The following is a 12,496-nucleotide window of genomic DNA, read 5'->3' as shown; positions in this document are numbered from 1 at the left end:
GGCGATGGTTTCCCGGCCAGACTCCTCGAATGACTTCTCCGGCGAGGCGGAGACCGTTGTGCAGGCGGGCGTGGTACACGGAGGCATCCACCTGCATCGCGCTCAGCACGTCTTCACGGCGCCCCGTCAGCTGCCGCTCAGCCCTTCGGGGTTCGTCAACCGGGAAGCGGATCTGCTGAAGCTCGACCGCTTCTTCGTCGCCCGCCCGGGCTCCCGCGAGCAGGGCCGCATGCCCGTTGGTGTTTCCACGGTGTCGGGTCCCCCCGGAATAGGTAAAACCGCGATGGCGGTGCACTGGGCGCATCGCGTCCGCAGTGAATTTCCCGACGGTGACCTTTACATAGACATGCAAGGATTCGGTCCAGGATCACCGCTCTCAGCGGAGGCGGTGCTTGAGGCCTTTCTGCGAGCCCTGAATGTGCGACCTGACAACATCCCAGAGACGTTGACTGGACGTGCGGCTCTCTTCAGGTCGTTGCTGAACGGAAAACGCGTTCTTCTTCTCATCGACAATGCCACCTCGTCTGCCCAGGTACGCCATCTGATTCCTGGGTCGCATCAATGCTTCACACTGGTAACCAGTAGAAACACTCTCTCCGGGTTGGTGGTGAGGGAAGGAGCGCTCCCCGTGACGTTGGACGTCCTGTCTGCCGAGGAATCCGTTCTGCTTCTCTCGGAGCTGATGGGGCATGAAAGGATAGCTGCCGAGGCGGAAATCGCTCAGCAAGTCGCCCAACTGTGCGGCCATCTGCCGCTCGCGCTCAGGGTGGTGGCGGAGCGTGCGGTGAATCGGCCGCAACTCTCATTGGCCGATCTCGTCGACGAACTGGACGGTGAACAAAGACGGCTTGATGGGCTCGCTTCGGCCGAGGACGAGCTCAGCGATACCCGCGCGGTCTTCTCCTGGTCTTATCAGGCGCTGCCCCCAGAACTCATGCGTACGTTCAGACTGATCGGCCTGCATGAAGGAGCGGACATCGGTTTGGGGGCGGCTGCGGCTCTGATCGGAGTGAACGTTGGGGAGGCGACACGGCAACTCAGGGCACTCGTCGGCGTCCACCTACTTCAAGAGACAACTACGAACCGCTTTCAGCTGCACGCACTACTGAGGTCGTATTCAAGGGAGCGCGTTCTTGCGGAAGAGACGCAGGCAGAACGCTTGCAGGCTGTCCGGCGGTCGCTGAGCTGGTATCTCCTCACCGCCGACAGGGCAAGATCGGCCCTGCTGCCGTTCTTTCCCTCCATCCCGCTCGTTCCACCAGGCCACCTGGATTTGGCTGATGAGTTCGAGAACGGTCGACAGGCAATGAGCTGGTTCGACACAGAAAGGCCGAATCTCCTTGTCGCCATGCGCCAGGCGACCGACTTCGGTCAGTTCGATATCGGATGGAAGCTGGCGTTCGTCACAACGGGTTTTTTCGAGCTGCGCTCTTATTGGGAGGAGTGGGAAAGTAATCACCGAAGTGGTCTGGCGGCTGCCGCGTCCCTGGGAGACTCTTTCGGTGAGGCGGTCAACATGCAAATGCTGGGGGATGTAGCCTGGCGCCGCGGCCGATTCGATGAAGCCATTTCAAACTATCGACGTGCTGCGGAAATCAGTCGAAACCTCTCCGTAAGCTGGATCGAAGGGTTCGCACTCCGTGGCGAAGGTCTGGTATGGGAGGAGCAGGGGAACTTTCATGCGGCGTCTGAAATGTTCACATCGGCGTTGCTGATATTCCGATCCGATGGACAGCGTCGAGGCGAAGGAATGTCGTTGCTCAGCCTGGGAAAGTGCGCTCATGCCCTCAACGATCCGACGCAAGCGGTGGCATTGGGTACGGCAGCCGTAAGAATATTCGACGAGATCGACGACGCCTGGACATCGGCATGGGGAAGGCTGGCACTGGCGATCAGCCTGACGGCCGTGGAGGCGGATCTCGACGCGATGGCGCAGCTTCGCCGGGCCTGCGAGACATTCCGGCTATTCGAGGATCATCACAGCGAGGCAGAAGCACTCGTTCTGCTCGCCGAGCTATACGGACGGTCCGGCGATGTGACCCACGCGCAGACTTGCCGGCGCCGGGCGGCGGAGTTGTATGAAATCTTGGGTGACTCCCGTGCGGCCGAGATGTGGGCCAGTATGGAGGACATGGAGGCCGGCGGATGAGCTCACGGCCGGACAGAATACGGAGATTTGCCAGGTGGGCAGGCGGACTAACCGTAGCCTCGGTCGTGCTCGCGCTCGCGTTCTACTTGGTTCTGGTTGGACTGGACAAGGCAGACAAAGTGGCGAGCATATTGGCGTTGTTCGTCGGCCTCGCCGGCCTGGGCGTCGCTGTTTACGGTCTGTTCGGGGCTGAGCGTCGACGCGATGCGGCTCATCCGCCGCAACCAGCCCGCCCCCGAGTCGATGACTCTCCGCCGGGTGACGTCCACAACACGATTTCGGGCGGGGTCGTGCATGGATCGGTGATACAGGGACGAGATTTTTCCGGGCCTTTGAACATCGGCGGACTGTCGTCCTCGTCCGCGGAAGATCCTGATCCTCAACAGTAGGACGAAGCTCGCCCACTATTCGATCAGGACGCACAGGCCGGGCCCCGCCGAGTAGCCGGGGGCAGTCACACCCCGGCTACTCGGCGGGTGAGCGGCGACGGCGCTGAGCGACATGCGAACTCACCGGGCTCCACCTCTGAGCAGCGATGCCCAGATCCGCTCAGTCTCCGCTGTCGTGGTCCACGCCGTCTCGTGGATCACTCCATCCGCGGACCGCCGGACGAACGCGAGCCCGCCCGCGACACAGAACTCGTAGCAGGGCACACAACGGCTGCACGTGTGCTCGCGCACCCGGACCCGGACGCACCGGGCAGTGGGAGTCGCCCAGGCGATCCGTTCATGTCCCTCCTGGGCAGGAGCCACGTGAAGGCCGTGATACTCCTCCAGCAGGTCCGGCGCCCTGCTCATCACCGCTCTTCCGTACGAGGCAGCGCGAACCAGGTCGCCTTACCCGCCAGCCCACGACACGTGGCGAACCCGTGCGGAATGCAGCCGTACAGCCCGGCCGACAACTCCGCCACGATCAGCAGTCCCCGCCCATGCTCGGCCTGAGCATCCACACCCCGGCGCACCGGGAGAACGGCCCCCGCATCGACCACCATGCACACCACTTCGACCGGATCGACCCGTACCACCAGCTCGTACGGCGCGTCACCATAAAGAACCGCGTTCGTGACCAGCTCGCTGACCATCAGCACGGCGTCGTCAACCAGATCCCGCCCCAGACCGACCAGCAGGAGCGCGCGCCGGACGAGGTCGCGGGCATCACCGACCGCACGAGCATCGTCCCGAAGCCGCCAGACCATGCTTTGCCCAACAGAGCCGGAACGCTCCGCCACCACAGCGCCCTTCACCGATTGCTCGACTCCCGGCGCGATCTCGCCGAACAAGGAACCCTTTCCGTACATTTTGATCCTTTTCTATGGAATGTCGATTTGCTCCCGCTCTAGGTATGTCACCAAGTTTCCGGCCGCAGCGTTGTCCCTGTCCATTTCCTGTCATGGTCAGAGATCGGGCAGAAACCTTTGACTTTCAGTCTGCCCAGGTGAAGACTTATCTTGTAGAAGAAATCAGTGCACAAACGAGTCCCAAAAACCTCCTTTGAATGGGGCTCGTCGTCAACATTTGTCAGCACCCGTCAAGATGCTGGGGAGACAGGTGAGGGGATGGTCATGAGCAACGACCTTGATCCGCGTCTAACGCCAGTTCAGCGCTTCGGCAGAGAGCTAGCCCGAACACGAAGGGAGCACGAACTGACGCAGTCAGCTCTTGGCAAGCGCTTGGACTGCTCGTCATCGCTCGTCGCACATATCGAAAAGGGGGATCGCAAACCGAAGCCGGATTTCGCCGCGGGCTGTGACCAGGTGTTCAGGACAGGCGACCGCTTCGCCCGCCTTTGTCGCAGCATCACATCTCCGTCCGGGCCGAGCTGGTACCTCCGGTGGACGGACGAAATCGAGCCCTCGGCGCGCGTTCTCAGAAGCTGGGATCCGCTCTTGATCCCCGGCTTGCTTCAGATCGAGGACTACGCCAGGGCGGTCTTTCGGGGCGATCTTGCGGGGAGCTCAGATCGAAAGGTCGAGGATGGCGTCAGCGCTCGCATGCACCGCCAGCTCATCCTCGACACCGAAGCACCGCCCACGCTATGGGTCCTCTTTGATGAGATGGTGCTTCGTCGCCCTGTCGGGAGTCCGTACGTCATGGCCGCGCAACTGGAGCATCTCCTTGCCGTTGCCGACCGCCCCTACATCACGGTGCAAGTCGTCCCCTTCGACACTCCGTGTACTGCCGGCCTGCTATCCAGTTGCATCATCGCTGAGCTACCGGACGGCCCCACGGCTGTATCGGTGGACTCCGCCGGTAGAGGCGAGGTGTCAGCTGAACACGACTTCGTTGCGCTGATCTGGGGTAGATATGACAAACTTCGAGCAGAGGCGTACCGTCCCGGACAGTCTCTAGAGATGATCGAGGAAGCCCGAGACCAATGGAAGCTCAAGACCTAATCCATGCGCTCCATCGGGCGGCATGGAGGAAGAGTTCCCACAGCGGCGGCAACGGCGGGAACTGCGTCGAGGTCGCCAGCAATCTCCCCGGAATCGTCGCAGTGCGCGACAGCAAGAACCCGAACGGCCCCGCGCTCGTCTTCACCCCGGGCGAGTGGCGAGCCTTCCTCGGCGGTGTCAAGCTCGGAGAGTTCGACGCTTAGTCTGATTGCCCTCGGACAGCGAGACTCTTGTCATCCCCTTTGAGGGGTATTAGTCGTTTCCATATCGCATGCGCGAGCGCCTGACCGCTTCCGGTGGTCAGGCGCTTGTTACGTTATCGACCAGGCGTCAAAGGCATAGGTCGAGACGCGGGCTGTCAGGCCGCGAGAGCCGTGTCGAGGTAAGTAATGTCGCTGGTGGCCACGTACAGGCGCCAGCTCAGCACATGGTGGCGCGTCACTACGGTGACGTGGACGCCGGCGGCGGCGAGCCAGGTGGCGAGGTCGGCGAAGTAGCCGTCTCCCGAGCCGATGAAGACCCGTTCGAAGCGCAGGTCGATGCGGTCGCCGATGGCCATGTCTGTCAGCACGCTGTCCGCGCCGTCCGGGCCTGAGCGGGTCAGGATCTGGGCTCCACGGATCCCGCGGCCGACCTCGACCAGTGAGCGGGGATTGACTCCGACGACGAACTGGTCCAGCGGGCCGACCGGCACCCGCTGCCGGTACTCGGTCATGGTCTGCTCGACCTCCGCCATCGTCGGCAGGGGTGACGCGGTCAGGTTCTCAATGTCCAGTAGATGAATCGCACGCCCGTCACGCAGGGATCGCATCGCCGCCCTCACCCTCCTCGGCTACATGACGAAAAGGTTAGTTGGCTGTGAACTCTGTATGCAAGCAACTTCTGGGGTGTGTACACATCAGCGCTACAGTGCTAGCGTGCTGTCAACGGTTGTGCCGTCGGGACACTAGAGAAGCGCGTGTCCGTTGATGAGACGCCTGCAAGACTGAGCCGGATGTCCCACCGATCGAAGGAGATGGCCACCTCGTGGCGAAGCTGACGTTGCCGCAGCTTGAGCGGCACCTGTTCGGAGCGGCCGACATCCTGCGCGGCAAGATGGACGCCTCGGAGTTCAAGGAATACATCTTCGGGATGCTGTTCCTGAAGCGCGCTTCCGACCAGTTCGACGTGGTGCGGGCCGAGCTCATCAAGAAGTGGCTCAAGCAGAACAAGAGCCAGGAGGAAGCCGAGCGGATGGCGGGCTCCCCCGCCTTCTACCGGGGCGAGAGCTTCTACGTGCCCCAAGAGTCACGCTGGTCGTACATCAAGGACCACTCCCGGGAGAAGAACGTCGGCAACCTGCTCAACAAGGCGCTGGAAGGGCTGGCCAACTACAACTCCACCGCCCTCGAAGGCGTGCTGGAGCACATCGACTTCATGCGCAAGGTCGGCCAGTCAACCCTCTCCGACAAACGGCTGCAGCAGCTCATCGACCACTTCCACCGGGTGCGGCTGCGCAACGAGGACTTCGAATTCCCCGACCTGCTGGGCGCGGCGTACGAGTACCTGATCGGGGAGTTCGCCGACTCGGCCGGCAAGAAGGGCGGCGAGTTCTACACCCCTCGTGGCGTCGTGCGGATGATGGTCCGCCTGGTCAAGCCGAGGCCCGGCATGCGCGTCTACGACCCTTGCGCCGGCTCGGGCGGCATGCTCATCCACTCCAAGGAATACATCGACGAGCACGGTCTGAACTCTCGCGACCTGACCCTGGCCGGACAGGAGGCGGCGGGCACCACCTGGGCCGTGTCCAAGATGAACATGATCCTTCACGGCGTGCTCAACGCCGACCTGGAGAACGAGGACACCCTCGCCGACCCCAGGCACCTCGAAGACGGCGAGCTTGCCCGCTTCGACCGGGTCCTCACCAATCCGCCCTTCTCGCTCAACTACTCGGCCGCCGACATGAAGCACAAGGAGCGCTTCAAGTACGGGTACGCGCCCGAGAGCGGCAAGAAGGCGGACCTGATGTTCGCCCAGCACGTGCTTGCCGTCCTCACTCCTGATGGCATCGGCGCGACGGTCATGCCTCATGGCGTGCTCTTTCGCGGCGGCAAGGAGAAGGAGATCCGGGAAGGGATCATCAAGGACGACCGCCTGGTGGCGGTGATCGGCCTGGCGCCCAACCTCTTCTACGGCACCGGCATCCCGGCCTGCATCCTCGTCCTGCGCGGCACCGACCCCCGGCCTGCCGAGCAGCGCCGCAAGGTGCTGTTCATCAACGCCGACCGCGAGTTCACCACTGGGCGCGCGCAGAACTACCTCGACCCGCAGCACGCCGAGAAGATCGTCGCCGCGTACGAGGAGTACCGGGACATTCCTGGCTTCGCCCGCGTCGTGGACGTTAAGGATCTGCGCGAGAACGACTTCAACCTCAACATCCGGCGGTACGTGGACAACACCCCGCCGCCCGAGCCCCAGGACGTCCGCGCCCACCTTCACGGTGGAGTCCCCAAGGCGGAGGTGGCAGCCAAGGCGGGCCTGTTCGAGGCGTTCGGCATCGACCCGGCTGAGCTGTTCGTCGCGCGCGATGCTGACTACTACGACTTCCTGCCCGAAGGGTGGAAGGCGACGGCCGAGCGCCTTCCCTCGCTGGCCGAGCCCACCGAGGCCAGGCTGCGCAAGGCGTTCTCCGAGTGGTGGGTACGGCACAGCAAGCGGCTGGTCGAACTACCCGACACGCACAAGGTCATGGAGACCCGGGCCGAGTTGCTCGACTCGTTCGTTGCCGAGCTGCTGCCGTTGAAGGTGCTCGACCGGTTCGAGCTGGCCGGCATCGTAGCCGCCTGGTGGGGTGAGGCGCAATACGACATCAAGACCCTCGGGCTGAATGGATTCGAGGGCGTGGTCGAGGGTTGGCTCACCACGATCGAGTCGGCGTTCGAGCTAGATGAGGAAGACGTCGAGTACTGGGACAAGCAGAAGGTCGCTGCGGAGAAGCGCAAGGCACGTGACCATCGGATCGTGCCCGTGCTCATCCCGGACTACCTCATGGAGTTGGAGGAGGCAGAGGCGGAGTACGCCGAGTTGAACGCTCAGCTCAAGGCGGCCACGGCCAAATCGTCCGAGGACGACGAGGACGAACCTGCCGAGGAGCAGCTCTCCGGGACCGAACTCAAGAATCTCAAGGCGCGTACGGCCGCCGCCCGCAAGAAGGTCGGCAAGCTGGAGGACCACTTCCTGCCCCGGCTCCGCATGGCTGTTGGCGCACTCGACAACGACTCCCGCCGCGACCTCGTGATCGATGTCCTCCGAACGCAACTCTCAGCCCGCCTAGAATCTCGTACGGCTGCCGCTCGCCGACTGGCCGAGTCGGCATTCCGAACCTGGGCCGAGAAGTATGCAGTCACGTTGCACGACTTGGAAGCTCAACGCGAAGCGGTTGCGGCCCGCTTGGAGAACTACCTCAAGGAGTTGGGCTATGCGTGAGCATTCGATAGGTATCCCAACGGAGGCTGACTGGCCAGAAATCCCACTTAGAGACCTCTGCCATTTGGTCTCGCGAGGGACAGCCCCAACATACGTTGAGAACAGCCCAGTCCTAGCAATCGGTCAACGCTGTATTCAAAATTCTGGCTTTGACGCCAGCAATGCTCGCCCACACGATCGACGCTACAAGCGCGTTCTGTGGGCCGCTCCTGGAGACGTGCTTCTTAACTCCACCGGCACTGGCACGATTGGCCGTAGCTGTATTTTCGACAAGTCGAACATGTTCATGGTGGACAGTCATGTGACAGTGATCCGCGTTGACCGCACAAAGGCGGAGCCGCGCTGGATCAATGCACTGCTTCGTTCAAGGTGGGGTCAACGGCATCTAGAGTCACATTGCTACACAGGATCTACCAACCAGATCGAACTTTCACGCAGTGAATTGACATGGATGTCAGTTCCAGTGCCGCCATACATGGAGCAGCGGCGGATCGCGGAAATTCTCGACACCCTCGACTCTCAAATCTCGGTTACTTCAAGGATTATCGACAAGCTTCAGGCAAGAGCGCACGGCCTGATCGAGGACCTACTTGCCTCCACGGCCGCCGAGAAGACGCCTCTGGGGATACATCTGACTCAGCCGCCAAAAAATGGGTTTTCCCCCAAAGAGGTCGATGAATGGACGGGACTGCAGGCTATCGGGCTCGGCTGTCTAACTCCCGACGGATTTCAGCCACGCCAGCTCAAGAACGTGCCCGCACGGGATGGTCGCAACAAGTCAGCACTGCTGAACGACGGCGATCTGCTGATGAGCCGGGCAAATACTCGTGACTTGGTCGGCCTCGTCGGCATCTATCATGACGTTGGGTCACCATGCATCTACCCTGACCTCATGATGCGCCTGACCCCCGTCGAAACCTGTCGGACTGCATATCTTGAACTCCTTCTTCGCAGCAATAACTCCAGGCGGCAGATCCAGGGACTCGCGCAGGGAACATCCGAAAGCATGGTGAAAGTCAGCGGCGCTTCCGTTCGACAGTTGCGGCTCGCCATACCGGCGCTATTCGAACAGGATCGCATCCTGTCAATCGTGGATACGGTGCGACTCGAAATCGATGCACAGAAACGCGAACGCAACGGCCTGATCAGGCTTAAAGACGGCTTGGCGGAAGACCTGCTGACCGGTCGGGTTCGGGTTTCGGAAGCGGAAGCCATACTGGAAAATCTTTAGCCCGTCCAGGGCAAGCAATGCTTGCCCCGGTAACGCGGCTATTTGTTCGGGGGAACAAATGTTAGACGGTTTACGGAGGGAGTCGGACGGTGGCCGACTACGAATACACGTTGGTGGAACGTCCCCTGATCGAGCAGCTCAAAAGCATGGGCTGGAACCACGCGGCCGGCGCCGAGAAAGGCGCCGTCCTGCCCCTCATCGCGAAGGCGTCCCTGCGCAAAACCTTCGACGAAGTGATCCTTGAAGACCACGTACGGGACGCCCTCGCCCGCATCAACCTCGACGACCAAGGCCACCCCTGGCTCGACGACACCAGGACCAGCCAGGCCTACAACGCCCTGACCCGAGTCCCCGCCGCCAGCCTCCTGGAAGCCAACAAGCACGTCACCGACCTCCTGATCAAGGGCGTCGCCGTCGACGGCCCGAACGGCAGCCGGGACCAGACGGTGCACTTCATCGACTGGAAGACCCCCGGCAACAACGACTTCACCGTCGTCAACCAGTTCCGCGTGGACGTCCCCGGCACCGGCGGCAGCAAGCCGATCGTCCCCGACCTCGTCCTGTTCGTGAACGGCATCCCCCTCGTAGTCATCGAGTGCAAGACCCCCACGGAGAGCGACCTCGGCAAAGCAGTGGGCCAAATCCGCCGCTACGCCACCGACACCCCGAAACTCTTCCACTCCGTCCAGCTGACGGTGGCGACCAGCGGTGAGGACGCCAAGCTCGGCACCATCACCGCCGCCCACGAGCACTACGTCCCCTGGCGCGACCCGTACCCGCTGACCATGGCGGAGCTCGCCACCCGCCGGAACAAGACCCAGGAGCAGCTCAGCAAGCAGGAGATCCTCGCCGCCGGCGTGCTCGACCCGGTCAACCTGCTCAACATCGTCCACAACTTCGTCGCCTTCATGACCATCGACACCGGCACGACGGTCAAGGTGGCACCCCGCTACCAGCAGTTCCGGGCAGTCGAGCGGACTGTTCACAGGCTGCTGACGGGCAAGCCGGGCCAGCGCGGCGGGATCATCTGGCACACCCAGGGCTCGGGCAAGAGTCTCACCATGACCTTCCTGGTCCGCCGGATGCGGTCGATCGCGGAGCTCGCGCACTACAAGGTGGTGGCCGTCACCGACCGCACCCAGCTCCAGGACCAGCTCCAGGAGACCATGCAGCTGAGCGGCGAGAAGGTGGACATCGCCAAGAGCAGCGCCCGAGCCAGGACGTACCTGGCCCGGAGCGGCCCCGGCGTCGTCTTCGTGATGATCCAGAAGAATCAGGACGGCTCGCCCAAAGATGGAATGGATCTGGGCGAGGTCAACACCGACGACTCGATCGTGGTGCTGATCGACGAGGTACACCGCTCGCACACCGCCTCTCTCGGCTCGAACCTCCGCGAGGCGCTGCCCAACGCCGCCCGGATCGGCTTCACCGGCACGCCGATCATGACGAAGAAGGGCCGGCGCAAGACCAGCGTGGACCTCTTCGGCTCGTACATCGACACCTACCGCCTCCGGGAGGCCGAGGAGGACGGCGTGATCGTGCCGATCCTGTACGAGGGCTTCAAGGTCAAGGGCGCGCTCAGTAACGGCCAGGACCTGGACGAGCTCTTCGAGGAGGAGTTCGAGGACCTGACCGACGAGGAGCGGCAGCAGCTCCAGCAGCGCTGGGCCACCAAGGGCGCCGTCTCGACGGCGCAGAAGCTCGTCGACGTGAAGGCCAAGCACATGCTCCGCCACTACGTGGACAAGGTGCTGCCCGAGGGCTTCAAGGCCCAAGTGGTCGCGCACGACCGGGAGACCACGGTGCGCTATCGGGAGGCGCTTCTGGACGCCCGCGACGAGCTGGTCAGGGACGTCATGAACCTGCCGCCGAAACTGCTGGACCGCGACCCGGACGAGCTGAGGCCGCGCCAGGCCCAGCTCGTCCGGGCCTACCAGCAGCTCGACCTGCTCAAGCGGATCGATTTCGTGCCGGTTATCTCCGAGGGAGACGCGAAGGACGAGAGCCGGTTCGACGAGTGGACCGACGAGGCCAAGCAGAAGACGAGGGTCGACGGCTTCACCCGCCCCTTCGGGGAGAACGACATCGCCTTCGTGATCGTCAAGTCGATGCTGCTGACCGGCTTCGACGCGCCGATCGAGCAGGTGATGTACCTGGACCGGAAGATGGAAATGCACGACCTGCTCCAGGCGGTGGCCAGGGTCAACCGGACCGCGGACGGCAAGCCGTACGGCTATGTGGTCGACTATCGCGGCGTGGCGCAGAACCTCGTGGACGCGCTGCGCGTCTACGCCGATGACAGCTTCGACTCGGGAGAAGGCAGGGACGTCGCCGACGCGCTGCGCGAGATGCGGGTCGAGATCGCCAAGCTGGAGCCGCAGTTGCAGCGGCTCCGGATGATGTTCCGCGATCCCACGGACGTGGACGGCTGCGTTCTGGACCTGGCCGATCCGCAGCGGCGCGACAGGTTCAACGTCGAGCTGGCCATCTTCGCCCGTACGGTCAACACGGTCCTGCCAGATCCGGCGGCGAAGCCGTACCTGCCGGACCTCAAGCGGTTCATGGTCATCAAGTTGACCGCGAACCGGCGCTACCGCGTGGACGGCGGCGAGTTCGATCCGGGCGCGTACGGCAAGAAGATCAAGCTGCTGATCGACGAGCACGTGACCTCGCTCGGCATCGAGCAGCAGCTCCCGCCCATAGCGCTGACCGCGGCCAACTTCGCCGCCACGGTCGAGAAGATGACCGGCGGCTCGCGGGCCAAGGCGTCGGAGATGGAGAACGCCATCAGGCACCACATCGAGGTGCACCGCGGCCAGGACCCGGCCCGCTACCAGCTCCTCAGCGAGCGTTTGGAGCAGATCATCACCGAGCTCAAGGACGAATGGGACCAGCAGCTGCTCGCGTTCAAGGACCTGATGGAGGACATCGTGGAGGATCGGCGGGACAACCCGCACAACCTCAGCCCCGTCGAGAACGCCCTGTTCGGCCTGCTGCTGACCGAGCTGGCCACCTCCGCCGAGGCCGTCGACGACCCTCGGTACGTCGAGGCCAGCCGGGAGATCTACCAGAAGGCGGCGCGGACCATCTACATCCGGGACTTCTGGAAGAAGAAGCAGGACGTGGAGGACTTCCGGAAGGAGATCCTCGAGATCCTGGTCACCCACGACCTAGGGGACTTCCATCGGCTGGAGCAGGTCGCCGACAAGGCGCGTGACGTGGTCCAGCAGAACCGGGCGGATATCCCGAAGGCATGAGG

The 12,496-nt window shown here is 63.1% G+C and carries 9 protein-coding genes; 6 read left to right on the top strand and 3 right to left on the bottom strand.

Annotation, left to right across the window (positions count from 1 at the left end):
• The first annotated feature begins 4 nt into the window (after nt 1-4).
• Nucleotides 5-2,149, top strand: a complete 2,145-nt coding sequence (locus AB0I38_RS16260; protein WP_358467642.1) for an ATP-binding protein — start codon at nt 5-7, stop codon at nt 2,147-2,149.
• Nucleotides 2,150-2,196: 47 nt separating this feature from the next.
• Here the strand turns inward: AB0I38_RS16260 and AB0I38_RS16255 are convergent, their stop codons facing one another.
• Together AB0I38_RS16255 and AB0I38_RS16250 are read right to left on the bottom strand one after the other, a co-directional pair.
• On the bottom strand, nt 2,197-2,445 hold the full coding sequence (locus AB0I38_RS16255) for a hypothetical protein (protein WP_358467640.1): 249 nt from the start codon (nt 2,443-2,445) through the stop codon (nt 2,197-2,199).
• A gap of 500 nt (nt 2,446-2,945) precedes the next feature.
• Nucleotides 2,946-3,428, bottom strand: coding sequence for an ATP-binding protein (locus AB0I38_RS16250; RefSeq protein ID WP_358467637.1), 483 nt, complete (start codon nt 3,426-3,428; stop codon nt 2,946-2,948).
• A gap of 282 nt (nt 3,429-3,710) precedes the next feature.
• Here AB0I38_RS16250 and AB0I38_RS16245 point away from each other — a divergent pair, with 282 nt between their 5' ends.
• Together AB0I38_RS16245 and AB0I38_RS16240 are read left to right on the top strand one after the other, a co-directional pair.
• The gene (locus tag AB0I38_RS16245) at nt 3,711-4,541 is read left to right on the top strand and encodes a helix-turn-helix domain-containing protein (RefSeq protein ID WP_358467634.1); all 831 of its coding nucleotides are present in this window, start codon (nt 3,711-3,713) and stop codon (nt 4,539-4,541) included.
• The gene (locus tag AB0I38_RS16240; RefSeq protein WP_358467631.1) at nt 4,523-4,744 is read left to right on the top strand and encodes a DUF397 domain-containing protein; all 222 of its coding nucleotides are present in this window, start codon (nt 4,523-4,525) and stop codon (nt 4,742-4,744) included. The genes AB0I38_RS16245 and AB0I38_RS16240 overlap by 19 nt, the downstream gene beginning before the upstream one ends.
• Nucleotides 4,745-4,899: 155 nt before the next feature.
• On the opposite strand, the gene AB0I38_RS16235 is transcribed toward AB0I38_RS16240, so the two are convergent.
• Entirely contained in the window at nt 4,900-5,352 is a 453-nt protein-coding gene (locus AB0I38_RS16235; protein ID WP_358467628.1) for a hypothetical protein, read from the bottom strand.
• A gap of 215 nt (nt 5,353-5,567) precedes the next feature.
• On the opposite strand from AB0I38_RS16235, the gene AB0I38_RS16230 reads away from it, so the two are divergent.
• From AB0I38_RS16230 to AB0I38_RS16220, 3 genes are all read left to right on the top strand, one after another.
• Complete coding sequence (locus tag AB0I38_RS16230; protein WP_358467626.1) at nt 5,568-8,006, top strand: type I restriction-modification system subunit M; 2,439 nt, start codon at nt 5,568-5,570, stop codon at nt 8,004-8,006.
• Complete coding sequence (locus tag AB0I38_RS16225) at nt 7,918-9,237, top strand: restriction endonuclease subunit S (protein WP_358467623.1); 1,320 nt, start codon at nt 7,918-7,920, stop codon at nt 9,235-9,237. The genes AB0I38_RS16230 and AB0I38_RS16225 overlap by 89 nt, the downstream gene beginning before the upstream one ends.
• 89 nt (nt 9,238-9,326) lie before the next feature.
• Nucleotides 9,327-12,494, top strand: coding sequence for a type I restriction endonuclease subunit R (locus AB0I38_RS16220; protein ID WP_358467620.1), 3,168 nt, complete (start codon nt 9,327-9,329; stop codon nt 12,492-12,494).
• Nucleotides 12,495-12,496 lie beyond the last annotated feature (2 nt).

Source organism: Nonomuraea cavernae (assembly GCF_040655715.1).
GTDB lineage: Bacteria > Actinomycetota > Actinomycetes > Streptosporangiales > Streptosporangiaceae > Nonomuraea > Nonomuraea cavernae_A.
This window is presented reverse-complemented; position numbering and strand designations above follow the sequence as displayed.